Below are 26,476 nucleotides of genomic sequence, written 5' to 3'. Positions count from 1 at the left end.
TCGGCCGACACGTCGGGTGCGTCCGGCCAATCAGTACGCCCGGCGTGACCGCCGCCAGCGTTAGGGAGTCGCCCGCCGACCGGCCCGTATGGAGCGAGTCGCGATCGACGACGTCGACGTCGTCACGAACCCGATGGGCGTCCACGACCTCCGGAAGCCGGTCTCGCGCGCGCTCGGCACCGAGCACGTCGCGATGAACTACTTCGAACTCGCGCCCGGCGACGCGTTCTCCGGCGGCCTCCACACCCACGGCGACCAGGAGGAGATCTTCTACGTCCTCTCGGGGACCGCCACCTTCGAGGTCGGCCGCGAGCGCGAGCGCGTTGAGGTCGGCCCCGGAGAGCTGATCCGCTTCGCGCCCGGCGAGTTCCAGTCCGGGTTCGTCCCCGAGGACGCCGACGAGGAGGTCGTCGCGTGGGCGGTCGGCGCGCCCGGCGCGCGCCACGACTTCGAGGAGATCGAGTCGATCGTCGAGTGTCGCGAGTGCGGCGGCGAGCGCATCCACGACACCGAACTCACCGACGCGGGCCGGTTCCGGTTCACCTGTACCGACTGCGGCGCGTCGTTTTCGCCGTAGCGACCGGAGCCGAGGACCGACGGCGCGGCTCATCCCAGCAGCGACCGGAGGCTCCGTCGCCGCGTCCCGCACTCGCTCGCGTACTCACAGGAGTCGCAGCGACCGTCGTCGACGCGCGGCGGCGGGCCGTCGATCGACCGCGCGGCTCGGAGCGCCCGCCGGTAGGCCGCCTTCTTGCGGGTCGTGAGTCGGACTTCACGGACGACGCCGACCGCGGGGTACTCGACGAGCGCCCGCGGGACCTCGCGCTCGCGCTCCCACGCCAGCGCCTTCGCGATCCCGACCGCGCGGACCGCCTGCGGCTCCCACACGCCGGTCTCCGGGGGTTCGCCCGACGAGACGAGCGTCGGGACCGGCGCAGCCTCCGGCTCTCTCGGCTCTAACACCTTGTGAACGGTTCCGTGACAGTCCTTCCCCGAGAGGAACCCGCGCTCGCTCGCGGGGTCGGCGAGGGCGTCGTAGTCGTCGCGGTCGCGCAGCCGCGTCAGGTTCCGGCGGTACGCGGCCGGCGACCGATGGAGCGGGAGCCGCCGGAGCGTCCGGTTCGACGCGTCGACCAGTCCGTCGTAGCGGAACGCCAGATCGATCCGTTCGCGCGCCGTCGGCGGCGCGCTCCGATCCCCGTCGCGGCGGACGTAGTACAGTTGTCGGGGACAGTACGCCGCGCGAGCCAGATCGCTGAAGGGAACCAGCGTCACGCGGCCGGCTGGCCGCGGCTTCGGTGATAAATCCGGACGGCGCGCTTCCGGTCTACCCCGACAGCTCGCCGTCACCGCCGTCGGCCGAGTCCAGCCACGAGGTCGCGATCGATTCGAACGGCGCGGAGTAGCCCATCAGCGTCGTGCCCAGCACCGCCATCACGAGGACGTAGCCGACCGCGAAGGCGTTGATCGTCCCCGCCAAGGCCGGGTCGAACGCGCCCGCGTTCGCGCCGGTGACCGCTATCGTCGCGATGATCAGCGAGAACTCGCCGCGGGTGGTCATGCCGAGTCCGACCCGGGTCGACCGACGGACGTTCAGGTCGAACGCGCGCCCTCCGAGGTAGCCGGTGACGAGCTTCGTCGGCGTCGTCACGACCACCGCGAGCGCGACGAGCGCCGCGACGTCGGGGAACAGCGCGGGGTTGGTCGTGAGCCCGATCCAGAAGAAGAACACCGCGGCGAAGGTATCGCGGACCGGCTCCAACAGCGTCTCGATCTCGTGGGCGTACCCCGTCGACGAGAACGCCATCCCGACGAAGAAGGCCGCGACCGCCTCGCTGACGCCGAGCTCGAGGGCGGCACCCGCGACCAACACGACCGTCGCGATCGACCGCAGCGCCACGAACTCCTTGTTGTCCGTCTCGACCAACCGGTCGAACGCCGGGGTCCCGAACTGGGCCAGGGCCAGTAGTCCGACGATGAACCCGATCGCGATCCCGATGTCGGTCGCGGCCGCGGCGACGTCGCCGCCGCCGAGCACCAGGGCGGACGCGACGGAGAGGTACACCGCGATGAACAGGTCCTCGTACACCAGCGTGCCTAACATTGGCTCCGCCTCGTCGTTGGCGATCCAGCCGAGATCGATGAGCGACTTCGTGATCACCGCCGACGAGGAGATGTAGACGATCCCCGCGACCAGAAACGCCGGGAGGAACGCGCCGAAGACGAGCCAGCCCAGAACGAACCCCGCCCCGAAGTTCGCGAGGTCGATCGTTCCCGCGACCCCGATCGGACGCCGCCGGGCGAGCAGCCGGTCGAGGTTGAACTCCAGACCCAGAAAGAAGAGCAGGAAGACGATCCCCAGCTCCGCGCCGAGCGCGATGAACTCCGTCTCGGGGACGTAGACGGTCCCGACGACGGGGAGGACGACCCGCCCGAGGACGAACTCCCCGAGCAGCATTCCGACGAGGATGTACGCGGGAATGACGGACTGGCCGAGCCGATTCGCGAGCGCGCCGGCGACCGCGACGGCGGCGAACATGATCCCGACATCGAGCAGCGCCACTACCGATCACCGCCGACGCGAGCGACCGCGGCGGGCGGGGCGGCTTCGAGGGAGCGGCCGCTCATCCGGTGAGAATCTCCTCGAACGCGGCGCAGTTCTCGGGTGTGCCGACCCCGATCAGGGTGTCGCCCTCGCGGAGCGTGGTCTCGGCACCGGGACTGTCGAGCACCCCCTCGTCGCGCTGGATGGCGACGATCGCGAGCCCGGTCCGGTTCCCGATGTCGGCGCTCTCTAAGGTCTCGCCGACGAGCGGCGATCCCGGTGGGAGCTCGTACCACTCTAAGAGGATCCCGCCGGGGAGCGTCGTCTCCTGCGTGTCCGGTTCGACCGGCTGGAAGTACGCGCCCTCGATTATCGACCCGATCTTCCGCGCGAGGTCATCGTCGAACGCGAACACCTTCTCCGAGTCGTCGTCCGGGTCCGGCCGGCGGAACACCTCGCGTTTCCCCGTGTTGTGGATCACGACGATCATCTCCTCGTCGCCGAGATCGATCTCGAACTTCTTCCCCACGCCGGGGAGGTCGGACTCGCTGATCGTCATACGGGCTGGTGAGGGGCCACGGTAATAGGCGTGTGCGTTCGGCGGTCGGAACGCGTCCCGTCGCACGCGAAACGCCGACGTCGGCCGATCACACGCGAAAACCCCGACGACCGGTCGCGCACAAAACGCTAAGTGCGACGCATCCGTGGGGGCGAGCATGTGGGGCTCCCGAGGGGGCCGGGACCGACGGACGGTGACGTGTATCGCGTGCGGCGACTCGGTGTTGCGGGAGGACGCGCGCGAGTACGACAAGGAGGGCGACCGGTGGGACCGACGCGACAAGGAGTTCGAGTACCTCTGTGCCGACTGCGACGACGGGATATCACACCAGCCCCGCGGCGGGCTCGAATCGCTGATCTGTTCCATCGAGTCGGACGGACTCTCCACCGAGGAGTTCCTCGGCCGCTACGTCGACGCCGTGACGAGCGACGACGGCCCGGCCGAAACGAGCGACGGGAGGAGCCGATCGGACCGCGACCTCCCGGACCGCGACCGATCTGACCACGACCGCTCCGACCGCGACCGATAGGTCTACCCGTCGCGGCTCAGTACCGCGGTCGTACGTATGGTCGCCCTCCACGACGTAGCCGTTGCTTCCGACCCCGTGTCGGTCACGCTCGGCACGCTCGACCCCGCACCGCTCGCGGTCAGCGCCGTCGACCCCGTGCCGACCGCCGTCGGAGCCGCCGCACTGGTCGTCGGACTCGCGTGCCTCGCGTACGGGGCGCTCGGTGCCCGCGAGGCCGCCCGAGTCCTCCGAGCGACCGCAACCGACCCGCGCGGACTCGACGGCACGGAGCGCCGGATCCGGGTCACGGGCCGGGCGGCCGCGGTCGACGACGAGACGCTCCCGTCGCCGTTCGGCGGCGGTCCGTGTCTCTGCGTCGAGTACGACGTCTCCGAGCTCCGCAGTCAGGGGAAAGGGCAGTCGTGGGTCACGATCGACGGGGGCGAGGCCGGCGTCTCCTTCCGGGTCGAGGACGGCGGGACCGGAGTCCGGGTCGACCCCGCGGCGGCGACGTTCTCCTTCGAGGTCGACGAGAAGATCAAACTCGACGCCGGCGAGGAGCCGCCCGAGCGCGTTCGGGGGTTCATCGACACGGTCGACGAGGTCGACGCGACGGAGACGGGGTACGAGGTCGGGCCGCTCACGATCGGCGACGACCCGCGCCGCCGGTACGTCCAGCGGGCGCTCCGCCCGGGCGACGAGGTGACGGTCGTCGGCGATAGCGAGGCGTTCCCGGACGCGCCTGTCGGGGAGGTGAAGTCGCGGATCGCGGACGGCTCGCCGTTCGTGGTCTCGGACGCGAGCGCGAGGCGGACTGCGCTGCGACAGGTCGGGCGGTCGGCGGTGCCGGTCGTCTTCGGCGCGGTCGCGCTCGCGGTGGCCGGGGTGACGTTGTCGCCCGCCGTCGGGGCGATCGTCTGAGCGGGCCGCGAGGACGCCCGTCTCCACCGCCCGACAGGCCTTTCTAACGGACCCGCGTTGGTGGAGGTATGTCAGACGACGAGCCGAAGCAAGGGTCCGCCGAGGACCAGGGCCCCGTGACGATCACGCCGGAGCTGGCGGACCGACTCGCCGAGAAGCGCGAGGAGCTGTTCGAGGAGTTCGAGATCCGCGACGAGTTCCCGAGCGAGGTGCTCCGGGAGGCTGAGGCGCGGACCGAAGACGTGTACGAGGAGATCGAAGACGAGATCGACGAGCGCGAGGACCTCCGCGACCTCACGACGTGGACCACCGACCCGGTCGACGCGCAGGACTTCGACGACGCCATCTCCATCGAGCGCGAGGAGGACGCCTACCGGCTGTGGGTCCACATCGCCGACGTGACCCACTACGTCACCCCCGACACCGCGATGTGGGAGGAGGCGGTCGAGCGCGCCAACACCGTCTACCTGCCCGACTACACGATCCACATGCTGCCGCCGGTGCTGGCGGAGACCGTCTGTTCGCTCGTCCCCAACGAGGACCGGCTCGCGCACACAGTCGAGATGGAGATCGACGACGAGACGCTTTCGTTCGAGGACATCGACATCTACAAGTCCGTTATCAACTCCGACGAGCGGCTCACCTACTCGGAGTGCGAGAACCGCCTCGAAGACCCCGATCTCCCCCTCAGCGAGGAGAACCAGCTCGCCTTCGAGCTCGCCGACCGCATGCACGAACAGCGCAAGGCGGACGGCTCGCTCGTCTTGAATCCGCGGCGCGACCGCGCGCACACCATCATCGAGGAGTCGATGCTGAAGGCGAACAAGGCGGTGACGCACACCCTGATGTGGGACCGCGGCGTCGAGGCGATGTACCGCGTCCACCCGCAACCGACCCCCGACCAGTGGAACGAGGCGCTCAAGGAGATCCAAGAGCTGAACGGCGTCTCCATCCCCGGCGACGCGTGGGGCGACGACCCGCGAAAAGCGGTCAACGCCGCCCTAGAGGAGTCGCCCGAGCGCCAGCTCAACAAGATCCAGCGCGCCGTGCTGAAGGTGATGCCCCGCGCGAAGTACATGAACGACCCGTTCGGCGGCCACCACGCGCTCAACTTCGACATCTACGGCCACTTCACCTCGCCAATCCGCCGGCTCTCCGACACGATCAACCACTGGATCGTCCACGAGAACGACGTGCCGGAGAACCTCGTCGAACTGTGCGACCACGCCAGCGACAAGCAGAAAGACGGCGAGACAGCAGAGCGACTCTACAAGCAGTTCCTCCAAGAGCAGGGGCTCGATTCCCACGCCGTCAACAACCGCGGCGTCGAGGTCGTCGAGGACCCCGAGGAAGCAAAACACACCGCCTGAGCGGGAGATATAGGGGTCTCCGGACGCAACAAACGGTATGGACGCCCACGAGCACGGCGACGCGGACCGAGGCGAAACGGAGCCGTTCGAGCCGACCGGCGACCCGGAGCGCGACGCCGAGCGCGCGGCGACGGTCGGCGGCTTCGCCGGCGCGGTCTTCGGCGCTCGCGGCGGACCGGTCGGGGCCGGTATCGGCGCACTCCTCGGCGGATCGACCGGCTACGCGGTCGGCTACGCCTTGAGCGAACTGGAGGTGACCGCCGACGAGGTCGACGCCGAGATCCACGACGAGACCGGCGAGTCGGAGACCGAAGCGACCGCGACGGACGACGGACCGATAACGATCGAGGTCGAGTCCGAGAGCGACGACCACGCGGACGACGATGAGGAAGGGGGCGAGACCGACGAACACGTGGAAGATGATGAAGAAGCCGACGAGGGCGACGAACACGCAGACGACCACGCAGACGGCGCTGAAGAAGCGGACGACGACGAGGCGTAGTCGTTCATTCTGGTCCCACGCACGGGAACCGAGGGGGCGACCGACCGCCGCCGGTCAGCCGGCGGTTATCGCCCCGATCAGAGCGAGGAGGTGTACAGTAGCATGCCGACGGCGACGATCGAGACGAGCAGGATCCACCCGACCATGATGGCCCCCATCTGGCGGTGCGTGAGGTTCTGCCCCTCAAGGAACTCGGAGATGCCCATGTTCGGCTCAACTGACTCGTGGTATATAAGCGGCGTGGGTCTACCGAGGAACTCGAAAAACGCGGCGGACGGACGGGGCGGGATGGGTTCAGAGCGCGGAGACGGAAAGTTGGGTTACAGTGATGCGCCGCTCGCGACGTTGCTCGCGGCGCGGAAGGGTGGACTCGCGGGGGTCCCGCGAGCGAACGGAGGGAGCGTGGGACCAAGCGAGGGAACGACTGAACGAGCGAAGCGAGTGAAGAAGTGGACTCGCGGGGATTTGAACCCCGGGCCTCTTCCTTGCGAAGGAAGCGATCTGCCGCTGATCTACGAGCCCTCATCACGAAACAATTCCCGTTCGTATTTGTACCTTACCTTTCGACGACCCGTGCGAGAGTGGCTCCCACCCGCCGACCGAACGAGTTCGGGAGATCGCCGAAGACACCGCGAAGTCGGCCGGCACCGACGGGATTACGTGTGCGGCAGGGGTACGTGTAGAGCGAGGGCTTTTCGGGCGTTTCAGATAGCCAATAACGTTTCTGAGAAGTATCCCATATTCGTTACCCTTTTGCCCGCGGACGACCGACCGTGAGGTATGTCAGACGCGACGGCGACCGACGCGAACACCGACGTGGACCCGGCCGCGCTCGCGGCCCTGAAACACGTCGGGCTCGTCGGCGGCCTCTCCGAGACGAAGGTGTCGTGCGCGGCGCTCGGCGACCGGCTCGACGCCTCCACGCAGACCGCTTCCCGACGCCTCCAGACGCTCGAATCCGCGGGCTATGTCGAGCGTGACGTGGTCAGCGACGGGCAGTGGGTCCGGGTGACGGACGCGGGCGAGGCCGCGCTCCGGGCGGAGTACGCCGACTACCGCCGGCTGTTCGAGTCGGACGTCGAGCTCGCGCTCCGCGGCGCGATCACCGGCGGGATGGGCGAGGGACGCCACTACATCACGCTGCCGGGGTACGCCGAGCAGTTCCGCGAGCGACTCGGCTACGACCCGTTCCCGGGCACGCTCAACGTGAACCTCACCGAGGAGAGCGTCCGCCGCCGCGGCGAGATGGCCGGCATCGACGCCGTCCCCATCGACGCGTGGGAGGGCGAGGACCGCACCTACGGGGCCGCCACCTGCTACGGGGTCACCCTCGTCGCGGGTGACGAGCGCTACGAGGAGGTCCACGCCATCGTCCCCGACCGCACCCACCACGACGACGACCAGCTCGAACTGATCGCGCCGGACCGCCTGCGCGACGCGCTCGACCTCGAAGACGGCGACGCCGTGGAGGTCCGCGTCGAACCGACGAGCCGCGCCGACGAGCCGGAGGCGAGCGCGGTCGAGACGGAGGTCGCCTGATGCGCGCCAACGTCGACGCCGACCCGGAGACAGCCGGGGGAACGGCCGAGTCCGGAGAAGCGACCGACGCCACCGGAACCGAGGCCGCCGAAGCCACCGATTCCGTCGAGCGTGCGCTCGACGCCTTCCGGGCCGGCGACCCCGTCTGCGTCCACGACTTCGCGGACCGCGAGGGCGAGACGGACATCGTCTACCCGGCCGGCGCGGTCGACGAGGCCGCCGTCGCGCACATGCGAAACGACGCCGGCGGGCTGATCTGCGTGGCCGTGAGCGACGCGGTCGGCGACGCGTTCGACCTGCCGTTCCTCGCGGACGCGCTCGACCACCCCGCGGTCGACGACGACCCGGACTACGACGACCGCTCCTCCTTCTCGCTGCCCGTGAACCACCGCGAGACGTTCACCGGGATCACGGACGCGGACCGGGCGAAGACCATCGTTGAGGTCGCGAACGCGGCCGCCCGCGTCAGCGAGGACCCGACCGCCTACGGCCCGGAGGACTTCGCCGCGGAGTTCCGCGCGCCCGGCCACGTCCACGTCCTGCGCGGCGACCGCGACGGACTCGCCGGGCGGACCGGTCACACCGAACTCGGCCTCGCGATGGCCGAGGCCACCGGGCTCGCGCCCGCCGCCGTGGTCTGCGAGATGCTCGACGACGAGACGGGCGACGCGCTCTCGCCCGCGGACGCCGCGGCCTACGCGGCCCGCCGCGACATCCCCTACGTCGAGGGCGCGGGCCTCGTCGAAGCGCTGCGCTGAGATCGGCGGACACACACTCTCACCTCGACTTCTCCCGACGATTCGACCCCGACCACCCGACCCGGCGCGCCCCGGCGAGCGCCCGACAGGGCGCGAGCCGACGGCGCGAGGGAGTCGCTGGCGGTCAGAGCGAAGCGACGACCGCCAGCGACGAGGCTGGGGAGGCGTGAGGTGCGGTCGCAGTGCGGGGCGGGAATCGAAGGGGCGGCCGGGAGGCGGGCGCAGGCAACGTAAGCACCGCAACGAGTGAGCGAAGCGAACGAGTGAGGAGCGCAGCGAGCGTGCGCCCGCCTCCCGGCCGGGGCTTCGGCGGTCTCGGCCGCGGAGCAATCCGTTTTGTAGTGAGCGACCGAGAGTTCGACGGCCACGTTCTCGACTATCACGTCTCCGTAGCCGTCCGAACCGGAAACCGACGACCCGTACCTCACAGATTTAAGCCGGGAGGTCACGACCGCTATGATATGGGATTCGACGAGATGGACGTCGACACGATCTGGAAGAACGGGGAGTTCCTCGACTGGGAGGACGCGACGACCCACGTTCTGACCCACGCGCTCCACTACGGGACGGGCGTGTTCGAGGGCGTCCGCTGTTACGACACCGAGCAGGGCCCCGCGGTCTTCCGCTGGGAGGAACACCTCGACCGGCTGTTCGACTCCGCGAAGATGTACGACATGGAGATCGAACACTCCCGCGAGGAGATCACCGAGGCCACCCTCGAACTGCTCGACCGGCAGGACCTGGAGTCCTGTTACATCCGGCCGATCGCCTACTACGGCTACGACACGCTGGGCGTCTCGCCGAAGGACTGCCCGACCGACCTCGTCCTCGCGGCGTGGCCGTGGGGCGCGTACCTCGGCGAGGAGGCGCTCGAAGACGGCGTCGACGTGATGGTCTCCTCGTGGCGGAAACACGCCTCCTCGCAGGTCCCGACGAACGTGAAGACGACCGGCCTGTACGTCAACTCCATGCTCGCGGGCGAGGAGGCGCGCCGCAACGGCTACGTCGAGGCCATCGTCCTCAACAAGGAGGGCAACGTCGCCGAAGGCCCGGGCGAGAACATCTTCATGGTCAACGACGGCGAGATCTACACCACCGGGCCCGCGCAGTCCATCCTCGAAGGGATCACCCGCGACACCGTGATCACCCTCGCGGAGGAGCGCGGCTACGAGGTCCACGACGAGGCCGTCATCTCGCGCGGTCAGCTGTACACCGCCGACGAGCTGTTCTTCACCGGCTCCGCCGCGGAGGTGACCCCGATCCGCTCGGTCGACGATACCGAGATCGGCGCGGGCACCCGCGGCCCCGTCACGGAGGAACTCCAGAGCGCCTTCTTCGAGTTAGTCGAGCGGCGGACGGACGACCACGACGAGTGGTTCACGTACCTCTAAGCGCGGACCGCTGACCGCGAACGCGGTCGCCACGCAGCGTATCGACCGCGCAAAACGACTTCTCGCTTCTCTCTCGATCCGTCTCGGTCAGTCGACCGCCTCACTCGGTCGACCCGCTCCCGTCGGTCGCCGATCCGTCGCCGCCGGGCGTCCCGTCGGTTCGGACGTGTCCGTAGCCGTCGGGGGTGCCGTCGCCCTCGGTGGGGTCCTCCTCGTGAACGGGGACCTGATGGGCCGACTCCGCGAAGCCGGCGGAGAGGACCCGCGTCATTCCCTCCTCGACGCTCTCGCCGGTCTCCTCGATCTTCTCCGGCTCGACCTCGATGACGAAGCCGGTGGTGATGTTCGGCGCGGTCGGCATGAACAAGACGATCTTCCCGTCGCGGGTCTTCTTGCCCGTCCGGAAGGCCGTCATCCGGATCCCGGGCCACGTCTCGATGTACACCGGGCTCTGAAGCTCGTCGGTGCCGGAGATGGCCGTCTCGATGGCGAGCTTCGACGCGTTGTACACCACCCGGAGCGCCGGGATCCGGTTTATCGTGTCGTCCACCGCGGCCTCCGCCAACCGGCCGAGCGTGGTCCGCATGAAGTACCCGACCGCGAGCACGACGGTGGCGAACACCGCAAACGCGATGACGACCCGGGAGACGGGCTCTAAGTACCCCGGAATGATGGCGGGTTGGAGGTCCGCGATGAGTGGGATCGACGCGATGTACTGGTAGATCCAGCGGAGGACGAGGAGTAGAACGAGGAGCGGGGCCAGCACGATGAGGCCGCTGGCGAAGTCGCGTTTCCACGTGGACATCTATCGGATCGGTATGTGTCGGCAACCCTTAAGAGCGCTTCCACGCGGCGGCGACGCCGAGCGAAGGGACCGTCGACGAGGGGGTACGGCAGACTCGCGACTACTGGCCCAACACCGCCCGCACCGCGAACGTCAGGTTCTCCTTGCGCTCGCGGACCCGCCGGTAGAAGTACGAGAGCCACTTGTCGCCGTACGGCGCGTACTGGTACACGTCGACCCCCTGCGCGGCGAGGTCCCGCTGCGCGTCCTCGCGGACGCCCATCAGCATCTGGACCTCGTACTCCGTCCCGTGGTCGCGCGCGAGCCGGTCCGCGAGCGAGATCATCTCGGGGTCGTGGCTGCCGACCGCGACGCCGCGGTCCCGCCCCTCGAAGAGCCGTCGGAGGTCGTCGCGGTACGCCTCGTCGACGTCCGCCTTGTCGGTGTACGCGATCGACGACGGCTCGTCGTACGCGCCCTTCACCAGCCGGATCTTGCCGGGCACGTCGATGAGCCGGTCGAGGTCGTCGGCGGTGCGCTTGAGGTTCGACTGGATACACTGCCCGACACTCCACGGGTAGTCGGCGGCGATGGACTCGAAGGCGTCGAGCGTGGCGTCGGTGGTGTCGGCGTCCTCCATGTCACACCAGACGAAGGCGTCGAGTTCGTCGGCGCGCGCGACGATCTCGCGGTAGTGCTCCTCGAATAAGTCCGCCGAGACATCCATCCCGATCTGGGACGGCTTCACCGAGACGCAGGCGTCGAGGCCGCTGTCGGCGATATCGTCGATGAGGTCGAGGTAGGCGTCGGTATCGCCGCGGGCGTCCGCGGGGTCGTCGTAGTGTTCACCGAGCAGGTTCAGGATGACCGCGACGCCGTCCTCGTTCGCGGCGCGGGCGTGATCGAGGGCCACCGGAACGCTCTCGCCGGCGACGAACCGCCGAGCGATCGGGAGGATCATATCGTAGATTCCGAACGGCGCAAACTTTACTGTTACCGACCCGGCGTGAGTGACCGCGACGTCGCGTCCTCGGCGGCGGGCGACGGACCGTCCCGCTCCCGCGACGGATCCGGGATTTATAACAGCCCGGACGCCGCCTGTAGGGACATGATCGGTGCGCTCGTCGCGACCGCGTTCTGGGCGATGCTCCCGGCGTACGTCCCGAACAACGCCGCGGTGCTGGCCGGCGGGGGTCGCCCCATCGACGGCGGCCGCGAGTGGCGCGGCGCGCGGCTGCTCGGCGACGGGAAGACGTGGCGGGGGACCGCCGTCGGCACGCTGGTCGGCGTCCTGCTCGCGGTCGCGCTCAACGCCGTCAACGATCCCGCGAGCGCCGCGCTCGGCGTCGACCTCCCGACGTTCGCGCTCCCGGCCGCGTTCGCCCTCGCGTTCGGTGCGATGTGCGGCGACATCGGTGCCTCCTTCCTCAAGCGGCGGTCGGGGCGCGAGCGCGGTGCCGCGTTCCCCGGCTTAGACCAGCTCGACTTCGTCGTCGGCGCGCTGGCGCTCGCCTTCGTCGTCGACACCGACTGGGCGCTCGCCGTCTTCACGCCCCGCGTCCTCGCGGTCGTCCTCGTGATGACGCCCGTCCTCCACGTCGTCACGAACGTCGGGGCCTACTGGCTCGGGCTGAAGAACGAGCCGTGGTAGGTCGAAAATCCGTCCGAGACGAGACGTACGCCGAAACTCTCCGGTTTTTTCGAAGATGCGCTGAGAACCGATCGTTCGATCGCGTAGTTCGCAGCGACGAGAACGCGAGAAAGATATATATGCTGGTGTGACATACTATGGCACGCATGTCTAGTAGCGCACCCGATTCGGACGACGACGTGTTCGACGAGTTCCTGTCCGACCACGGCCACGAGACGGAGATCGTACGCTGGGAGCGATCGTATAACAAGCTCCAGTGTCCGGAGTGCGGTGCGCTTCACGAGGAGGGAACGGCGCGGTGTTCGGTCTGCGACTGGCGGCCGAACTGACGGACGCGACGGCAGCCCGCGGCGTTTTCTTTCCGTCAGACTCCCCGGTAGTATTATGGGGAATTACTCGATAGTGGATAACATGCCGACCTGTCAGAACTGCGGTTCGTTCGTCACGACTGATTACGTTCGGGTGTTCACGCCGAACGAGGTCGATCGGCCCCGCGTCTGTCCGGCCTGCGAGGACATGGTCCGCGACGGTGCCGAGGTCCGCGAGGCGCGCGCGACGAGGAGCACCTGAGCCGGCGGCCGCGCGACCGGGGCCCCGCCGGCCCGGTCGAACCGAGACGCGTATCGACGACCGTCGAGCCACGGCGTTTAAGGAGAACCGGAATCTGGACGTAACAATGACCGATACCACGGCGACGCGGCTGTTCGGGGGGCCGGGAAGCGGGAAGACGACCGCGCTCTTGGACCGCGTCGAGGAGATACTGGAGACCGAGGACGCCGACGTCCGGGACGTGCTCGTCGTCTCGTACACGCGCGCGGCCGCCGCCGAGATCCGGGAGCGACTCGCCGAGCGGCTCGACATCTCGCCGCGCAGCCTCCAGGGGAACGTGAGCACGATGCACGCGAAGGCGTACGAACTGCTCGACCTCTCGCGGGGCGACGTGGTCGGCGAGGACGACAAGGAGGCGTTCTGCGAGGAGTACGGCGTCGAGTTCGAGGATCAGCACGGCGGGGCCGGCCGCCGGACCGCGCGGTCCACGACCATCGGCAACAAGATCATCGCCACCTCCCAGTGGCTCCAGCGTACCGAGCGCGACGTTGCCGACTGGTACGACGTCCCCTTCCAGTGGAACGTCGAGGAGGTCCGCCTGCCGCCCGAGGAGGACCCGAACGCGCAAGAGGGCAACAAGTACACCCCGACGTGGCCCTCCGACGACGAGCGGATCGACATCCCGGAGACGATCCGGGCGTGGCGGGGCTACAAGGGCGACAACGGCCTTGTCGGCTTCGCGGACATGCTCGAACGGGTCGCGCAGCGCTCGCTCGTCCCGAGCGTCGACTACCTGATCATCGACGAGTTTCAGGACATCACCACGCTCCAGTACAACGTCTTCGAGGAGTGGCGGCCACACATGCGGAAAGTGCTGATCGCCGGCGACGACGACCAGGTCGTCTACGCGTGGCAGGGCGCGGACCCCGACCTCCTCCTCGACACCGAGGTCGACGAGGACGTGGTCCTCCCGAACTCCTACCGGCTCCCCTCGGAGATCCTCAACGTCGTCAACGCCGAGATCCGCCACATCGACAAGCGACAGGAGAAGGACCTCCACCCGCGCAAGGAGGGCGGGACCGTCGAGGCGATCGAGTCGCCCTCGATGCTCGAACTCGTCCGCAACGTCCGGTACACGGTCGAGGACGACGAGGGAGACGTGATGTGTCTGTTCCGCGCCCGCTACCAGATGTTCGACTTCATCGACGAGTTCATCGACCACGGGATCCCCTTCTCGATGCTCACCGACGGCCGGATGTGGACCGACCGGGTCCAAGACTACGTCAACGCCGTCGAGAAGGCCGAGGCCGGCGACCCCGTCAACGGGTTAGAGGCCCGGCGGCTGGCCGACATGCTCCAGGAGTCGGCGTTCGGGACCCACGACCGCGAGGAGTTCTACGACTACCTCGACGACCGCGAGGAGGCGGCCGACGCCGACGACGTCTCCCTGATCGACGTCTCGGCCGACACGCTCGACGAGTACATCCCCTTCATGCCGGACACCGCGAGCGCCGACGACATGGTCCGGAAGGTGACGAGCTTCCAGCGGAAGTCGATGGGCGCGTACTTCGAGGGCGACTATCAGGGGATGGACCCGACCCGCGTCCGCGTCGGCACCATCCACTCCGCGAAGGGCCGCGAGGCCGACCACGTGTTCGTGGCGACGGACCTCACCGAGAAGGTGGTCGAGCAGATGGCCGCCTCGATCGACGACCCGACCGACGTCGACGGCGTCGAGGAGTTCACCAAGTCGACCAGCCCCGTGCCCCTGCTCACCGACAACGAGCGCCGCGTCTTCTACGTCGGGATGTCCCGGGCGCGCGAGCGGCTCGTGATCATGGAGAGCCTGATCAACGGCGCGCCGACGCTCCCCATAAGCGTCCTGCTGTTCGACGAGCTCCGCGAGGAGCCGGCACAGGAGCTCGTCGAGGAGGTCCAAGCGGAGCTTGCGGTGCCCGAACCCGAGCCGTGAGCGGGGACGACGCAGAGTCCGAAGACCGCGCTTCCTCGGATCGCTCCAGGTATTTCCGCCCGCTGCGGACCGATCTGCGTCCGATAACGGAGGCGGTCCGCGCGGCCGACGCGGACGCGTTCGTCGCCGTCGGGGACCGCTTCGACGACGACCTGCGCTACCTCACGCGCTTCTCCGGCCCGGACCGGCCGTACGCGCTGGTCGTGGTGCCGAGCGACGACGGGACGACCGACCGCGCCGGGCGGGCCGTCCTCTGTGCCCCCGCGCTGTTCCGCGAGCAGGCGGACCGCGAGTTCGTCGCCGCCGCGCGCGATCCGGACGCGGACGCGACGGCGGACGGTAGCGCGCGATTTCACGACGGCGTCGTCCGCGAGGTCAGGACCGAGGGCCTCGGCGACCACGCCGGCGAGCGCGCGGCCGCGGTCGTCGAGGACCTCGTCGGCGGGGAGGAGAGCAGAGAGAGGGACGAACCCGGACCCGGCGACCGCACCGTCCTCACCCCGGCGTCGATAGCGCACGACGCCGCGGTGTACCTCGAGCGCGCGGGCAGCGAACCGGCGTCGACGGACGCGGTCGCGACCGCCAGGGCGCGCAAGACCCCGGCGGAGGTCGATCGGATCCGGCGCGTCCAGCGCGCGACGGTCGACGGGATCGGTCGGGCCGAGGCGGTGCTCGCGGAGAGCGAGGTCGTCGACGACCCGGAGGACTCGCGCCGACCGCCGCTCCGCTGGGCGGGCGAACCGCTGACCACGGAGCGGCTCCGCCGCGAGGTGAACCAGGTCCTCGCCGCGCACGGGGTCCGCGACGCCGGAAACACGGTGATCGGGGCCGGCCCGTCCGCAGCCGACCTCCACTACGTCGGCGACGACCCGATCTACCCCGGAGAGACGGTGTTACTGGACGTGTCGCCGCGCGGCCCGGACGGCTACTACGGCGACGCCACGCGGACGTTCGTCGTCGACGGCGACGGCGGGTGGGAACGACGCGCGTACGTCGCGGTCGAGGCCGCCCGCGAGGCCGCGCTCGACGAGGTAGCGCCGGGCGTCCCGGCCAAGACCGTCCACGGCGAGGCGGCCGCGGAGCTGGCCGCGTACGGCTTCGATCCGAACGCGGACGAGGGCGAGGCGGGCTTCACGCACGGCACCGGCCACGGCGTCGGCGTGAGCCTTCACGAGTCGCCGTCGCTGTCGGGTCCGGGCGAGCTGCGGCCGGGCCACGTCGTGACGATCGAACCCGGCGTCTACGACCCCGAGGTCGGCGGCGTCAGGCTGGAAGACCTGATTCTCGTCACCGACGAGGGGTACGAGCTGCTCGCCGAGTACCCGTTCGGGATCGTTCCGCAGGCCCGCGAGTGACCGACCGATGACTACGACCGCTCTTTGCGCTATCGGCGCGGCTTTTTCCCTGCCGACCGACGGTCGAGACGCATGCGATCCGAGTCCTCCACCGGAGCCGGCGATCCCGCCGGGTCCGAGCCGATCTGGCGCACCGTGACGAAGGGGTTCCCGACCGCTCTAACGCTCCTCATAGCTGCGTTCACACTCGTCGGCGTCGGAATCGTCGGGACCGGTGCCGTCGCCGCCGACGGAGCGGCGGAACTCGACGAGGACGTCGTCACCGTAAGCGAGAACGGTACCACCGAAATCGCCGTCGAGAGCGAGGGCGTGGAGTCGTTCGAGGTCGTCGTCGGCAACGAGGACGACTCCGGATACGAACTCCGAGGGACGGTGACGCCGGACGGCGACGGCGTCACGAGACTCACGTACGACCATGCCGCGGCGGGCGACGGCGGTGACCCGCTGACCGCCGACGCGGGCGGCGTCGAACTCGACGGCGAGACCGACCTCGGCGAACCCCCCGCTCCCGGAGCCTACGACGTGAGGGTGTTCGTCGGCAACGGGAGCGAACCGGTCGACGTCGGCACGCTGATGGTCGAGACGACCGAGAGCGACGATGGCGTCGAGGACGCAGTCGAGGCCGTCACCGACGCGACCGTCGAGGACGCGGACGTCCTCATCGAACCGCGCGCGACCGTCGTCACAGTGCCCGTCGACCTCGACGACGGGACGCCCGTCGAGGTGCGACTCCGGTCGGCCGGCAACGCGAGCACGGAGTTCATCAAGACCCGGGAGGCGACGGTGACCGACGGGGAGGCGACCGCGACGTTCGACGCGAGCGTCACCGAACCCGGAGACCGCGCGACCCTGACCGTCCGCGGTGACGGAGACGCCAACGAGTCGGTGACGCGCGACGTACTCGTGGTCGACGACGTCGACGCTCCCGGAAGTGAGAACACCGGAGACGAGGCTCCCGGTTTCGGTCCCGTCGTCGCCGCGCTGGCGCTTCTCTGCGCCGCGCTCGTCGCTCGGATTCCGGAGTGAAAACGTCGGGCTGTCCCCCGCCCGAGACCGACACGCGGTCAGCGCTCGTCGGAGTCACTTCCGACCGCGACTGACTGAGAGCCGTCTTCCGTCTCGGGAGCCGCCGCGTCGTCGCCGCGGAGCTGTCGGGGGAGGAGTCCGGAGAGCAGTCGCCGGAGGATCTGGGCGGGATCGAGGAAGTACTGCGGCAGGACGACCATCGCGACCGCGACGACCAACAACCCGGAGCCGAGCGCGATCTCGCCGGCGATCACCCGGACGATCGCGTAGTTCGCGAGCGGGAGCGCGAAGATCAGCGAGGCCGCCAACCCGATCATGTCCAGCACTCCGAGTCTCATTGGGTTCCCGTTGGCGGCCGGGGGTCAAAAGCGGCGCGGCGGGGCGTCGCGAGGGGAACGCGGCGGTCGGAGCAGAACCGATATCCGTCGCCCGCCCCCAGTTCCGGTATGTTCACCGGCATCGTCGAGGGGACCGGCGCGGTCCGCGCGCGGACCGAGACCGACGACGGGCTCCGGCTGAAGATCGGGGTCGACGGCGTCGAGGGGTTCGACGACCTCGCCCACGGCCAGTCGATCAGCGTGAGCGGCGTCTGTCTCACCGTCGAGGAACACGGCGTCGGCGGGGGTGACAGCGCGCCCGACGACGGCTCGACCGGCGACTCCGACTGGTTCGAGGTGTTCCTCGCGAGCGAGACGGTCGCGAAGACGTACCTCGGCGAGGTGCGCGAGGGCGACGCGGTCAACGTCGAGCGCGCGATGCCCGCCGACGGCCGATTCGACGGCCACGTCGTACAGGGCCACGTCGACACCGTGAGCGAGGTGACCGCGATCGAGCGCGTCGGCGAGGACTGGCGGTTCACCTTCTCGATCCCGGAGGGACACGACGATTACCTCGTCGACAAGGGCTCCGTGACGCTCGACGGGATCTCGCTGACCGTCGCCGAGAAGCGGGACGGCGAGTTCGACGTCGCGGTCATTCCGACGACGTACGACCTGACGACGCTGTCGGCGAAGTCCGTCGGTGACTCGGTCCATCTGGAGGTCGACGTGATCGCGAAGTACGTCGAGAACATGGTCGGCGGAGACGACTGAACGCCGCGGCGCGGTGAGCGGCCGCCCGCCGGAGCGGCAGTCCGGTCCGTCGCGGGACCCCGGAGACCGTGATTTAAGTGCGTGATGGGCGAGTCGGCTGACGGATGCCCTCCAACGAACACACCGGTCTCGTGGCGGCACTGGTCGCGGTCGGCGTCGTGGTCCCGCTGTACGCGGGCGTCGTTTCGCGGCAACTCCTCCCGGGTTTGGGCGTCGGACTGTCAGCTCTCGTCACCGCGGCGCTCGTGGCTCGCGACGGCACCGGCCGGCGGACGCTCGCTCGCGCGACGATCGCCGTGACGATCGTCTACGGCGCGTTCACCTTCCAGTTGCTCGTCGCGGTGGTCGCGGCCTGTGCGGTCTACCTCTCCGCGTGGCTCACGGGTTCGGACAGCCCGCTCGGCGCACCGGACACGGAGATCGTCCCGGTCGAACCACCGGCCGCCGAAGACGCAGGGGCCGAGGAGTAGATCGTCGGACGGCCGAGTCGCGGTCGATCAGGCGTCCTTCGCGCCTTCGACCGTCTCGCGGACGGCGTCGATGCCCTCGTCGTGGAGCAGGTCGCCGACGACGATCACGTCGCTGTGGGCGGCCATCTCGTTGGCCGATTCGTAGTCGTGGATGCCGCCGCCGTAGAAGAGCGTGGCGTCGTCTAAGGCGTCCGCGGCGGCTGCGACCTTCTCGGTGTCGCCGAACGTGCCGGAGTACTCGACGTAGACGATCTCCTGGCCGAACATGCGCTCGGCCACCTTCGCGTACGCCGCCACGTCGTCGGCGCTGAGGTCGCAGTCGGCCTCGGTCAGCTGTGCGACCGACGCCTCGGGGTTCATCACGATGTACGCCTCGGTGTGCGTCCGGCTCCAGTCGAGGTCGTCGATGCGGACCCACTCCTTGTGCGCGCCGGTGATCCAGAAGGGACCGCCGGCGTTGAACACGGTCGGGATCAGGTAGCCGTCGAGCGCTGGCGAGTCGATCACGACGCCCGGGTTCGACGGCTCCTGGTACAGCGGCACGTCGTACTCCGCGGCGGCGTCGACGACGCGGGTCATCTTCTCCGCGGTGACGTCGAGGGTCCCGCCGATCTCGATCGCGTCCGTCCCGGTCCGGCAGACGTCCTCGAAGGTCTCGCCCGGCCGCAGGTCCTTGTCGGGGTCGACCTTCAGCACGTGGTCCCAGTCGTCCCACGGGTTGGTCATCGGGCGAGAGTCGGCCGGGCGACACCAAAAAGGTGCGGAACCTGTCTCGCCGGCCGGAGCGCGCTCGCCGGCGGACTCGCCCGCCGGCCGCTCACAGCAGGTCGTCTATCTCGTCGTTCTCGAACGCCGCCGCGGGGTCCGGTTTCTCCTCGCGCTCGTCGCGGACCGCCTGCCGGGCGCGCTCCAAGAACGCCTCGACGCGCTGGGACCGCTCGACGCCCGCGAGGAGGACGAGGGCCGCGATCCGGTCGGAGTCGAGCGGGAAGTCGCCGCCGCGCACCTGCATCGATCCAGTCTCCTCTTGGAGCCACTTTCGGGCCTTCTCCGCGCCCTTCCGGGAGATCCGGTCCGGGTCGCCGGCGACCGCGACGAGCGCGGCGTCCGCGTCGGTGGCGCTCGGCAGCGAGAGCCCGGTCATCACCGCGCTGCGCACCGCGCTCGTCACGGTGGTGACGTTCTCCTGCGGATCCTCGGCCGCGGGCGCGGACGCGAAGCCGACCGCGGCCATTCCGCCCGCGCGGAGGGTGTTGATCACCTCGCTGGTGTCCACGACGGACTCCGCGACCCCCTCGACCGCCTCGCCGGCGGCCAGCAGGAGGCCGATACGCTTCGCCATCGAGGCGTTGATCGCCTCGTAGCCGCCCTCCACGGACTCGCCGGCGGAGCGCCACGCGTCGTTGTCGAGGAGGATCGTCGCGTCCGCCTCGCGGACCAAGGTCTTGAGCGACCGCCCGGCGTTCACCTGATACATCGTCCCCTCGTCGCGGCCGGGGAGGATACCGATCGCGTAGACGGGGACGTCGTACACGCGATTCAGCTCCCGGACGAGGACCGGCGCGCCGCCCGATCCGGTCCCGCCGCCGAGCCCGGCGACGACGAACACCGCCTCGGCCTCCGCCGTGACCTTCGGCGCGAGCGCGTCGAGCACCTCGACGGCGTCTTCGTCCATCACTTCCGCGCCGAGTTCGTTGTCGCCGCCGACGCCGTGACCGTTGACGCGCGACTGTCCGACGAGGACCGTTTCGAGCGGGAGGGGATCGAGGTCTGCGGCGGCGGTGTTGACGGCGAGCGCGTCGAGGACCGCGCCGTAGCCGGCGTCGGCGTCGAACTCCGCGAGGGCGGTCGTGAGTTTACCGCCCGCCTGTCCGACGCCGAGGAGGACTGCTTTCATGCCCACACGTACCGTGCCGGCCGACAATACTGTTTCCCCGACGTTTAAGAGCGAAAGCGCGGCCAACCGGTCGCATGACTGATCACGCAGGGGACGCCAACCCGCCCGCAGCGGGAGCGGAGTCGGCTTCGACGGGGGGAAGCGGCCCGAACGATCGGATCGAGTCCCGACTCCGCGCCGTCGAGCGGGCGGTGACCGGGAACGACGCCAGTCCGGCGGACGTGGCCGACGGGGCAGCGGCGACGGCCGAGCGCGAGCGCCTCGAATCGCGGCTCGACGACCTCGAAGAGCGCGTCGCGGAACTGGAGGCGGCGACGCAGGCGGTCCGCGGGTACGTCGGGGCGGTCAGGGCCGTCAACCGCGAAGTCGAGCGCCGGGCCGACCTCGCGCTGTCGCGGGCGACGGCGGCGGAGCGCGGGAGCGACGGCAACGTCGGCGATACCGTCGAGGCGATCCCCGATGGTGACGCCGGCGACACCGGATCTCGGCCGCGAGACGCGACCCCGTCCGCCGACGGGGCCGTGCCCTCGGAGAGCGCGCTGGACGCCGCGCTCCCGAACGACCGCCCGTCGTCAGGCGACTGGGGCGGCGGCGACGGCGGAGGCGGGCGCGGCGACGGCGAGGGCGGCGACGACGACGGCGCGTGGGCGGAAGACGCGCTGAGCCGACTCCGGGAGTCGCTGTGACCGAGCCGTGATCCGGGTAGTGCTCACCGTCCTCGTGGCGCTCGCGCTGCTGGCCGCGTCGATGCCCGCGGTCGAGACGGCGAGGACCGCGACGACGGCGGAGCGGATCGGTTCGGAGGCCGATCGGCTGGAACGCGCGATCGGCGACGTAGTCGCCGGATCGACGCCCGTGAGCGATCCCGTCACCGCGGCGCGGACGACCGTCCTCGTCCGCGCGCCGAGCGGGTTCGCCGCGGCGGACCTCGACCGCGTCGCGCTCGTCGAGCCGTCGGACCGACCCGACGGCGTCGCGCTCGCGTATCGGATCGACGGCGGCCCGGAGCGCGCGTTCCGGATCGGGACGGGACCCGTCCCGGCGACCGTCGACCTCGTCGACGCGCCGGTCGAACTCCGACCGGGCGGAACGAGCCGCGTTCGCCTCCGCTACGTCGACGACGACGGGCCGACCGTCCGGGTCGATCGGGTCGGGTGAGACGGAGAGGTGGCGGGAGTCAGGCGGTCGGGCAGGCGATCTTTTATAAGCGATACCGCAGCCACGCCCGACATGGACTTCGGTCTCACCGAGCGGATCGCCGACGACGCTGGGGAGACGCCGCTGCGGGCGCTCCCGTGGGTCGACGGGGATCCCGACGAGTGCCGCTGCGATCCGGCGTTTCGCGAGCCCGTGGGGACGGGCGTTGAAGATCGGGTGGTCCTCGACGTCGACGCGGACGACTGTCCCGGGCGCGGCGACCTCGCCGCGAGTCCGGCCTGTCTCGCGGCCGTCGTCAAGGCGCTGACCGACCGCGACGCCGACGTGATACGGACCCGATTCCAGGGACGAGAGCGTTCGTACGCCGACGATGCGGCCGACCTCTTGGTCGCGGCGGGACGCTTTCGGGAGCGGATCGAGTTCCACGAGGAGCGGCTCGCCGACCGGGTGACTCGCGACCCGGTCGGCGCGGCGAGGGAGGCAGCGGGGCGCGCGGGGGCCGCGAAGCGGATCGCGGCCGAGACGGGGCTGTCGGCGGCGGCCGAGGCGCTCGCGGGAGACGCCGTCGGGCCCGACGAGGACCGCGGCTTGGAGGCCGTCCTCCGAGCGCACGTCGGCCCGACGGCCGCGACCGCGCGCGTCGCGGCCGCGCCGCCGCCGGGCGCGACGCTGGTCGACAGGTGGACGGTCCCGACCGGGGCGACGGTCCGGCGCTACGAGGGGGACGACGCCCTCGACACCTATCACCTCACGCCGCCGACCGTCGACCTAGACGCCGACGCCGTGGCGACGTTGGCCGCCGCGCGAGATCGGCTGCTCGACGACCCCGCCGGCGGGGACAGGGCACCGGGACGGGCGGTTCGGGCGGCCGCGGACGGCGACGCCCCAGTCGCGGACCTCACGGAGATCCTGCGGCGACACACGCACGGTTACGGCGCGTTCGAACACGTCTTCGCCGACGAGCGGGTGAGCGACGCGACGGTGACCGCACCGGTCGCCGAGAACCCGCTTCGGGTGGTCCTCGACGGCGAACGGTGTCGGACGAACGTGCGACTCCCGCCGGAGGGGGCCGCCACCCTCGCGTCGCGGCTCCGGCGGGCGAGCGGGCGCGCCTTCTCGCGGGCGACGCCGACCCTCGACGCGACCATCGAGTCGGAGACCGGTCGGGTCAGGGTCGCCGCGGCCACGGACCCGGCCAGCGACGGGCTCTCGTTCACCTTTCGGCGCGGCGACCCGGAGGCGTGGACGCTCGCCCGGCTCGTGTCCGTCGACACGCTCACGCCCGCGGCGGCCGGGCTGTTGTCGGTCGCCGTCGAGCGCGGCGTGACCGGCCTGATCGCCGGCGGGCGGGCGGCCGGGAAGACGACCGCCCTCGGGTCGCTGCTGTGGGAACTCCCCGCGGAGACGCGGGCGATCGCCATCGAGGACACGCCGGAACTACCCGTCGAGGCGCTCGCCAGCGCGGGGAGAGACGTCCAGCGCCTCCGGGTCGGGGACGGCGCGGAGCTCGCGCCGTCGGACGCCGTCCGGACGGCGCTCCGCATGGGCGGCGGCGCGATCAGCGTCGGCGAGGTCCGCGGCGAGGAGGCGCAGGCGCTGTACGAGGCGATGCGCGTGGGTGCCGCCGGGGAGACGGTGCTCGGAACGATCCACGGCGAAGATCCGAAGGCGGTCGAGGAACGCGTCGTCACCGATCTCGGCGTCGCCCGTTCGTCGTTCGCCGCGACCGACCTGATCGCGGTCCTCGACTCCCACCGCGTCGAGTCGATCGTCGAAGTCGGCGACCACGACAACGGCGTGAGCTTCGACCCGCTGTTCGAGCGGACCGGCCGGGGACTCGTCGGAACGGGGCGGATCGACCGCGGTGAGAGCCGGCTGATCGCCGGGTTGGCCGGGTCTGACGAGTCGTACGCGGCGGTTCTGGAGGCCGTCAACCGCCGGAGCGATCGGATTCGCGAGGCGGTCCGGGCGGGACGGACCGCTCCGAGGCGGTACGCCGGTGACAACGCGCTCAACGGCGCGTCGGGCGGGCGCGACGGAGGGCACGAATGACCGAGACCGGGTCGGGGACTGCGGACGACTCGGCCGCGTCGGCGGAGCTCCGCCGGGCGGTTGCGTTCCTCGGGTGGGACGTGTCCACGGAGCGCGTCGTCGACCTCGGGCACCGGGCCGGGGTCGCCGTCGGCGTCGTCGTCACGGTCGTCGCTGGGCTCGTCGCTGGCGCGGTCGCGGCCGGACCGGTGGGGTTGGCCGCCGCCGTCGGCGGGGTCCACGCGGTCCACCGAGCGCCGGTGTGGCTCGCGTCGCTCCGGCGGACGCGGGCGCTCGGCGCTGCGCCCGGACTGGTCGGACGACTGGTGTTGCGGATGCGGCTCGACCCCTCGACCGAGCGCGCGGTGGGGTTCGCCGCCCGGACCGGTAACGGACCGTTGGCCGCGGCGCTGTCCCGACACGAACGCGGGAGCGCGGACGGACCGACGAGCGGTCTTCAGGCGTTCGCCCGCGAGTGGCGGCCCTGGTTCCCGGCTATCGACCGCGCCGCGGCGCTCGTCCGAACTGCGGCGACCGCACCGCCGGAACGCCGCGGGCGGTGTCTGGACCGAGCGCTCGACGCGACGCTCTCGGGGACGACGGACCGGCTCGCGTCGTTCGTCGGCGCGGTTCGGGGGCCGGTCTCCGCGCTGTACGCCTTCGGCGTGCTACTGCCGTTGGCGCTCATCGCGCTGCTGCCCGCCGGCGCTGCCGCCGGCGTCGCGATCGGTCCCGGGATCGTCGCCGGCCTGTATCTCGTCGCGCTCCCCGGCGGGCTGGTCGCCGCCTCGGCGTGGCTGCTCTCGCATCGACCCGTTGCGTTCCCGCCGCCGCAGATCGGCGGCGACCACCCCGAGGTCCCAAACCGGTGGGGGAGCGCGGTTCTCGTCGGCTGCGCCATCGGCGCTGTGGCGGCCGTCGTCGCCGCACGGGCGGTCGCACCGTGGGCGTGGCCGGTCGCCGGCGTCGGCGTCGGCGTCGGGGGCACCCTGTTCGTCATCGCGCGGCCCCGACGGGCGGTGCTGTCGGACGTCCGCGAGATCGAACGCGGGCTCCCGGACGCGATGACCGTGATCGGCGGGGACGTGGCCGAGGGCGTCGCCGTCGAGACCGCAGTCGCGAACGCCGGCGAGCGGCTCGACGGCGCGACCGGCGAGGTGTTCGAGCGCGCCGGACGGCGCAGCGACACCCTTCGGGTGGGCGTCCGCGAGGCGTTTCTCGGGCGGGGCGGACCGGCGGAGACGGTCCCGTCACCAAGGCTCCGCAGTGCGATCGCGTTGCTCGCCGTCGCCGCGCGGGAGGGCCGGCCCGCCGGTGACGTGCTGTTAGAGCTCGCGGACCAGCTGGAGTCGCTCCGCGAGCTCGAACGCGACGCCCGCCGCCAACTGGCGACCGTGACCGGGACGCTCTCAAACACGGCGGCAGTGTTCGCGCCGCTCGTCGGCGGGGCGACCGTCGCGCTCGCGACGGGGATCGACGCCGCCGACGTCGGCAGTCTCGGTGCCGGCGCGGCCGCCGGGGTAGACGCTCTCGGCGGCGGGGTGAGCGCGGGCGGCGGACCGGCGGCAGCCGGAGCCGGGACGGCGGCGAGCGGAAGCGGTGCGACCGGCGGTGCGGGAACGCTGTCGGTCCCGGTTCTCGGGCGGATCGTGGGAACGTACGTGCTGCTGCTCGCCGCGCTGCTCACCGGGTTAGCGACCGGGCTGGAGCGCGGGTTCGATCGGACGCTGGTGGCCTACCGGATCGGGATCGCGCTACCGACGGCCACCGCGACGTTCCTCGTCGCGTTCGCCGGTGCCGGACTCCTGTTTTGAGCGGGAGACGACGGAATCGGGACGACGGGTGGACAGACGCACCCGCCGCCGGCGATCATTTATATATGGAGCCGCGGCCAGCCGCCCCATGTTCGAGACGCACCTCGACGCCACGTACGCGTGGCTCGGCCTGGCCGTCGTGAGCGTCGCGACCGCCGGCGTGGCCGCGGCGTTCCCCGCCTCGCCGCCGCCCGACGCAGACGGCGTTGCGCGCACGGTCGACTCGGTCGCTGACGGAGAGTACCCCGCGACGGCCGAACACGGAATCGCGGCGGATCGGCTCCGCCTCACGGACGACGCCGTCTCTCTCGGCGACGACCGAGGGACGGCGCGGGCGGCGCTCGACGCCCCGCGGATCACGCCGGTGGTACGAGCGGGAACGGCAGAGAACGCGACGACGGACGCGCGGCTTCGACGGGTGCTCGACGGCGTCCCTCCAGATGCCGCGTTCGACGATCCGGCCGCGTTCGCGGCGGCGGCCGAACGCGCGAGAGCGAGCGACCCGGAATGGGTTCCGGCTCCGGACCGGATCACGGTCCGGCGGGTCCACTACGGTGAGGTCCGCGTCACGCTCGTCGGGTGATC

30 protein-coding genes and 1 tRNA gene are annotated in these 26,476 nt (G+C 70.6%); 21 read left to right on the top strand and 10 right to left on the bottom strand.

From position 1 onward, the window contains the following. Positions 1-88 precede the first annotated feature (88 nt). Complete coding sequence (locus QOL69_RS10210; RefSeq protein ID WP_283403065.1) at positions 89-577, top strand: cupin domain-containing protein; 489 nt, start codon at positions 89-91, stop codon at positions 575-577. A 29-nt stretch (positions 578-606) separates the two neighbouring features. On the opposite strand, the gene QOL69_RS10205 is transcribed toward QOL69_RS10210, so the two are convergent. The 3 genes from QOL69_RS10205 to QOL69_RS10195 all read right to left on the bottom strand — a co-directional run bounded on the left by QOL69_RS10205 (position 607) and on the right by QOL69_RS10195 (position 3,104). Further along, the gene (locus QOL69_RS10205; RefSeq protein ID WP_283403064.1) at positions 607-1,275 is read right to left on the bottom strand and encodes a CRISPR-associated protein Cas4; all 669 of its coding nucleotides are present in this window, start codon (positions 1,273-1,275) and stop codon (positions 607-609) included. 52 nt (positions 1,276-1,327) lie between these two features. Continuing rightward, the gene (locus QOL69_RS10200; protein ID WP_283403063.1) at positions 1,328-2,563 is read right to left on the bottom strand and encodes a cation:proton antiporter; all 1,236 of its coding nucleotides are present in this window, start codon (positions 2,561-2,563) and stop codon (positions 1,328-1,330) included. A gap of 61 nt (positions 2,564-2,624) precedes the next feature. Beyond that, the gene (locus QOL69_RS10195) at positions 2,625-3,104 is read right to left on the bottom strand and encodes a cation:proton antiporter regulatory subunit (RefSeq protein ID WP_048078384.1); all 480 of its coding nucleotides are present in this window, start codon (positions 3,102-3,104) and stop codon (positions 2,625-2,627) included. Positions 3,105-3,261: 157 nt separating this feature from the next. Between QOL69_RS10195 and QOL69_RS10190 the strand changes: the two genes are divergently transcribed. The 4 genes from QOL69_RS10190 (at position 3,262) to QOL69_RS10175 (ending at position 6,405) form a co-directional block, all read left to right on the top strand. Next, positions 3,262-3,633, top strand: coding sequence for a DUF7562 family protein (locus QOL69_RS10190; protein WP_283403062.1), 372 nt, complete (start codon positions 3,262-3,264; stop codon positions 3,631-3,633). Between the two features lie 36 nt (positions 3,634-3,669). Further along, the gene (locus tag QOL69_RS10185; protein ID WP_283403061.1) at positions 3,670-4,533 is read left to right on the top strand and encodes a hypothetical protein; all 864 of its coding nucleotides are present in this window, start codon (positions 3,670-3,672) and stop codon (positions 4,531-4,533) included. Positions 4,534-4,601: 68 nt separating this feature from the next. After that, on the top strand, positions 4,602-5,903 hold the full coding sequence (locus QOL69_RS10180) for a ribonuclease catalytic domain-containing protein (RefSeq protein ID WP_283403060.1): 1,302 nt from the start codon (positions 4,602-4,604) through the stop codon (positions 5,901-5,903). Positions 5,904-5,940: 37 nt separating this feature from the next. Next, positions 5,941-6,405 carry a hypothetical protein gene (locus tag QOL69_RS10175; RefSeq protein ID WP_283403059.1) on the top strand — a complete coding sequence of 155 codons (465 nt, stop codon included), beginning with the start codon at positions 5,941-5,943 and terminating at the stop codon, positions 6,403-6,405. Positions 6,406-6,482: 77 nt separating this feature from the next. On the opposite strand, the gene QOL69_RS10170 is transcribed toward QOL69_RS10175, so the two are convergent. Both QOL69_RS10170 and QOL69_RS10165 read right to left on the bottom strand, forming a co-directional pair. Next, entirely contained in the window at positions 6,483-6,611 is a 129-nt protein-coding gene (locus QOL69_RS10170) for a hypothetical protein (RefSeq protein ID WP_283403058.1), read from the bottom strand. A 244-nt stretch (positions 6,612-6,855) separates the two neighbouring features. Next, a tRNA-Ala gene (locus tag QOL69_RS10165) sits at positions 6,856-6,927 on the bottom strand. Positions 6,928-7,185: 258 nt separating this feature from the next. Between QOL69_RS10165 and QOL69_RS10160 the strand changes: the two genes are divergently transcribed. The 3 genes from QOL69_RS10160 (at position 7,186) to QOL69_RS10150 (ending at position 10,093) form a co-directional block, all read left to right on the top strand. Beyond that, positions 7,186-7,944, top strand: a complete 759-nt coding sequence (locus tag QOL69_RS10160) for a DUF120 domain-containing protein (RefSeq protein ID WP_283403057.1) — start codon at positions 7,186-7,188, stop codon at positions 7,942-7,944. Then, on the top strand, positions 7,944-8,702 hold the full coding sequence (ribB, locus tag QOL69_RS10155; RefSeq protein WP_283403056.1) for a 3,4-dihydroxy-2-butanone-4-phosphate synthase: 759 nt from the start codon (positions 7,944-7,946) through the stop codon (positions 8,700-8,702). The genes QOL69_RS10160 and ribB overlap by 1 nt, the downstream gene beginning before the upstream one ends. A 461-nt stretch (positions 8,703-9,163) precedes the next feature. Continuing rightward, positions 9,164-10,093 carry a branched-chain amino acid transaminase gene (locus QOL69_RS10150; protein ID WP_048078387.1) on the top strand — a complete coding sequence of 310 codons (930 nt, stop codon included), beginning with the start codon at positions 9,164-9,166 and terminating at the stop codon, positions 10,091-10,093. A gap of 100 nt (positions 10,094-10,193) precedes the next feature. Here QOL69_RS10150 and QOL69_RS10145 read toward each other — a convergent pair whose 3' ends face one another. Both QOL69_RS10145 and QOL69_RS10140 read right to left on the bottom strand, forming a co-directional pair. Beyond that, the gene (locus QOL69_RS10145; RefSeq protein ID WP_283403055.1) at positions 10,194-10,898 is read right to left on the bottom strand and encodes a DUF502 domain-containing protein; all 705 of its coding nucleotides are present in this window, start codon (positions 10,896-10,898) and stop codon (positions 10,194-10,196) included. Between the two features lie 100 nt (positions 10,899-10,998). Next, positions 10,999-11,838 (bottom strand): proline dehydrogenase family protein, encoded by an 840-nt coding sequence (locus tag QOL69_RS10140; RefSeq protein ID WP_283403054.1) that lies wholly within the window; start codon positions 11,836-11,838, stop codon positions 10,999-11,001. A 147-nt stretch (positions 11,839-11,985) separates the two neighbouring features. Between QOL69_RS10140 and QOL69_RS10135 the strand changes: the two genes are divergently transcribed. The 6 genes from QOL69_RS10135 (at position 11,986) to QOL69_RS10110 (ending at position 17,430) form a co-directional block, all read left to right on the top strand. After that, positions 11,986-12,528, top strand: a complete 543-nt coding sequence (locus QOL69_RS10135) for a CDP-2,3-bis-(O-geranylgeranyl)-sn-glycerol synthase (protein WP_283404232.1) — start codon at positions 11,986-11,988, stop codon at positions 12,526-12,528. Positions 12,529-12,674: 146 nt separating this feature from the next. After that, positions 12,675-12,857: an HVO_0416 family zinc finger protein gene (locus QOL69_RS10130; protein ID WP_048078391.1), complete on the top strand. Its 183-nt coding sequence runs from the start codon at positions 12,675-12,677 to the stop codon at positions 12,855-12,857. A gap of 82 nt (positions 12,858-12,939) precedes the next feature. Next, positions 12,940-13,098, top strand: a complete 159-nt coding sequence (locus QOL69_RS10125; protein WP_283403053.1) for a DUF7563 family protein — start codon at positions 12,940-12,942, stop codon at positions 13,096-13,098. A gap of 106 nt (positions 13,099-13,204) precedes the next feature. Further along, positions 13,205-15,049, top strand: coding sequence for a UvrD-helicase domain-containing protein (locus QOL69_RS10120; protein WP_283403052.1), 1,845 nt, complete (start codon positions 13,205-13,207; stop codon positions 15,047-15,049). After that, a complete protein-coding gene (locus QOL69_RS10115) occupies positions 15,046-16,404 on the top strand; it encodes a M24 family metallopeptidase (protein ID WP_283403051.1) in 1,359 nt (452 codons plus the stop codon). Before QOL69_RS10120 ends, QOL69_RS10115 begins: the two co-directional genes overlap by 4 nt. A 72-nt stretch (positions 16,405-16,476) precedes the next feature. Then, entirely contained in the window at positions 16,477-17,430 is a 954-nt protein-coding gene (locus tag QOL69_RS10110; RefSeq protein ID WP_283403050.1) for a BGTF surface domain-containing protein, read from the top strand. Between the two features lie 38 nt (positions 17,431-17,468). On the opposite strand, the gene QOL69_RS10105 is transcribed toward QOL69_RS10110, so the two are convergent. Next, a complete protein-coding gene (locus QOL69_RS10105; protein ID WP_048078395.1) occupies positions 17,469-17,768 on the bottom strand; it encodes a DUF7533 family protein in 300 nt (99 codons plus the stop codon). A 108-nt stretch (positions 17,769-17,876) separates the two neighbouring features. On the opposite strand from QOL69_RS10105, the gene QOL69_RS10100 reads away from it, so the two are divergent. Continuing rightward, positions 17,877-18,521, top strand: a complete 645-nt coding sequence (locus QOL69_RS10100) for a riboflavin synthase (protein WP_283403049.1) — start codon at positions 17,877-17,879, stop codon at positions 18,519-18,521. Between the two features lie 104 nt (positions 18,522-18,625). Then, positions 18,626-18,991, top strand: coding sequence for a hypothetical protein (locus tag QOL69_RS10095; protein ID WP_283403048.1), 366 nt, complete (start codon positions 18,626-18,628; stop codon positions 18,989-18,991). Between the two features lie 27 nt (positions 18,992-19,018). Here the strand turns inward: QOL69_RS10095 and QOL69_RS10090 are convergent, their stop codons facing one another. Together QOL69_RS10090 and QOL69_RS10085 are read right to left on the bottom strand one after the other, a co-directional pair. Beyond that, the gene (locus QOL69_RS10090; RefSeq protein ID WP_048078398.1) at positions 19,019-19,717 is read right to left on the bottom strand and encodes a phosphoglycerol geranylgeranyltransferase; all 699 of its coding nucleotides are present in this window, start codon (positions 19,715-19,717) and stop codon (positions 19,019-19,021) included. Positions 19,718-19,808: 91 nt separating this feature from the next. Beyond that, positions 19,809-20,888 carry a tubulin/FtsZ family protein gene (locus QOL69_RS10085; protein ID WP_283403047.1) on the bottom strand — a complete coding sequence of 360 codons (1,080 nt, stop codon included), beginning with the start codon at positions 20,886-20,888 and terminating at the stop codon, positions 19,809-19,811. 74 nt (positions 20,889-20,962) lie between these two features. Between QOL69_RS10085 and QOL69_RS10080 the strand changes: the two genes are divergently transcribed. The 5 genes from QOL69_RS10080 (at position 20,963) to QOL69_RS10060 (ending at position 26,474) form a co-directional block, all read left to right on the top strand. After that, positions 20,963-21,574 (top strand): DUF7310 family coiled-coil domain-containing protein, encoded by a 612-nt coding sequence (locus QOL69_RS10080; RefSeq protein ID WP_283403046.1) that lies wholly within the window; start codon positions 20,963-20,965, stop codon positions 21,572-21,574. A 7-nt stretch (positions 21,575-21,581) separates the two neighbouring features. Then, entirely contained in the window at positions 21,582-22,046 is a 465-nt protein-coding gene (locus tag QOL69_RS10075) for a DUF7311 family protein (protein WP_283403045.1), read from the top strand. Positions 22,047-22,118: 72 nt separating this feature from the next. Then, a complete protein-coding gene (locus QOL69_RS10070; RefSeq protein WP_283403044.1) occupies positions 22,119-24,098 on the top strand; it encodes an ATPase, T2SS/T4P/T4SS family in 1,980 nt (659 codons plus the stop codon). Next, complete coding sequence (locus tag QOL69_RS10065; RefSeq protein ID WP_283403043.1) at positions 24,095-25,891, top strand: type II secretion system protein; 1,797 nt, start codon at positions 24,095-24,097, stop codon at positions 25,889-25,891. Before QOL69_RS10070 ends, QOL69_RS10065 begins: the two co-directional genes overlap by 4 nt. A gap of 88 nt (positions 25,892-25,979) precedes the next feature. Further along, positions 25,980-26,474: a DUF7283 family protein gene (locus tag QOL69_RS10060; RefSeq protein WP_283403042.1), complete on the top strand. Its 495-nt coding sequence runs from the start codon at positions 25,980-25,982 to the stop codon at positions 26,472-26,474. The last annotated feature ends 2 nt before the right edge of the window (positions 26,475-26,476 follow it).

Origin of the sequence: Halorubrum sp. DM2 (assembly GCF_901686465.1) — an archaeon.
Lineage (GTDB): Archaea > Halobacteriota > Halobacteria > Halobacteriales > Haloferacaceae > Halorubrum.
Note: the sequence above shows the minus strand (reverse complement) of the source record. Positions and strands in the feature narration are given on the sequence as shown.

Bases quoted from the DNA above. Each gene is read 5' to 3' on its own strand.
- QOL69_RS10210 (WP_283403065.1), top strand. From the start codon at position 89: ATGGAGCGAGTCGCGATCGACGACGTCGACGTCGTCACGAACCCGATG.
- QOL69_RS10195 (WP_048078384.1), bottom strand. From the start codon at position 3,104: ATGACGATCAGCGAGTCCGACCTCCCCGGCGTGGGGAAGAAGTTCGAG.
- QOL69_RS10190 (WP_283403062.1), top strand. From the start codon at position 3,262: ATGTGGGGCTCCCGAGGGGGCCGGGACCGACGGACGGTGACGTGTATC.
- QOL69_RS10185 (WP_283403061.1), top strand. From the start codon at position 3,670: ATGGTCGCCCTCCACGACGTAGCCGTTGCTTCCGACCCCGTGTCGGTC.
- QOL69_RS10180 (WP_283403060.1), top strand. From the start codon at position 4,602: ATGTCAGACGACGAGCCGAAGCAAGGGTCCGCCGAGGACCAGGGCCCC.
- QOL69_RS10175 (WP_283403059.1), top strand. From the start codon at position 5,941: ATGGACGCCCACGAGCACGGCGACGCGGACCGAGGCGAAACGGAGCCG.
- QOL69_RS10170 (WP_283403058.1), bottom strand. From the start codon at position 6,611: ATGGGCATCTCCGAGTTCCTTGAGGGGCAGAACCTCACGCACCGCCAG.
- QOL69_RS10160 (WP_283403057.1), top strand. From the start codon at position 7,186: ATGTCAGACGCGACGGCGACCGACGCGAACACCGACGTGGACCCGGCC.
- ribB (WP_283403056.1), top strand. From the start codon at position 7,944: ATGCGCGCCAACGTCGACGCCGACCCGGAGACAGCCGGGGGAACGGCC.
- QOL69_RS10150 (WP_048078387.1), top strand. From the start codon at position 9,164: ATGGGATTCGACGAGATGGACGTCGACACGATCTGGAAGAACGGGGAG.
- QOL69_RS10145 (WP_283403055.1), bottom strand. From the start codon at position 10,898: ATGTCCACGTGGAAACGCGACTTCGCCAGCGGCCTCATCGTGCTGGCC.
- QOL69_RS10140 (WP_283403054.1), bottom strand. From the start codon at position 11,838: ATGATCCTCCCGATCGCTCGGCGGTTCGTCGCCGGCGAGAGCGTTCCG.
- QOL69_RS10135 (WP_283404232.1), top strand. From the start codon at position 11,986: ATGATCGGTGCGCTCGTCGCGACCGCGTTCTGGGCGATGCTCCCGGCG.
- QOL69_RS10130 (WP_048078391.1), top strand. From the start codon at position 12,675: ATGTCTAGTAGCGCACCCGATTCGGACGACGACGTGTTCGACGAGTTC.
- QOL69_RS10125 (WP_283403053.1), top strand. From the start codon at position 12,940: ATGCCGACCTGTCAGAACTGCGGTTCGTTCGTCACGACTGATTACGTT.
- QOL69_RS10120 (WP_283403052.1), top strand. From the start codon at position 13,205: ATGACCGATACCACGGCGACGCGGCTGTTCGGGGGGCCGGGAAGCGGG.
- QOL69_RS10110 (WP_283403050.1), top strand. From the start codon at position 16,477: ATGCGATCCGAGTCCTCCACCGGAGCCGGCGATCCCGCCGGGTCCGAG.
- QOL69_RS10105 (WP_048078395.1), bottom strand. From the start codon at position 17,768: ATGAGACTCGGAGTGCTGGACATGATCGGGTTGGCGGCCTCGCTGATC.
- QOL69_RS10100 (WP_283403049.1), top strand. From the start codon at position 17,877: ATGTTCACCGGCATCGTCGAGGGGACCGGCGCGGTCCGCGCGCGGACC.
- QOL69_RS10095 (WP_283403048.1), top strand. From the start codon at position 18,626: ATGCCCTCCAACGAACACACCGGTCTCGTGGCGGCACTGGTCGCGGTC.
- QOL69_RS10090 (WP_048078398.1), bottom strand. From the start codon at position 19,717: ATGACCAACCCGTGGGACGACTGGGACCACGTGCTGAAGGTCGACCCC.
- QOL69_RS10085 (WP_283403047.1), bottom strand. From the start codon at position 20,888: ATGAAAGCAGTCCTCCTCGGCGTCGGACAGGCGGGCGGTAAACTCACG.
- QOL69_RS10080 (WP_283403046.1), top strand. From the start codon at position 20,963: ATGACTGATCACGCAGGGGACGCCAACCCGCCCGCAGCGGGAGCGGAG.
- QOL69_RS10070 (WP_283403044.1), top strand. From the start codon at position 22,119: ATGGACTTCGGTCTCACCGAGCGGATCGCCGACGACGCTGGGGAGACG.
- QOL69_RS10065 (WP_283403043.1), top strand. From the start codon at position 24,095: ATGACCGAGACCGGGTCGGGGACTGCGGACGACTCGGCCGCGTCGGCG.
- QOL69_RS10060 (WP_283403042.1), top strand. From the start codon at position 25,980: ATGTTCGAGACGCACCTCGACGCCACGTACGCGTGGCTCGGCCTGGCC.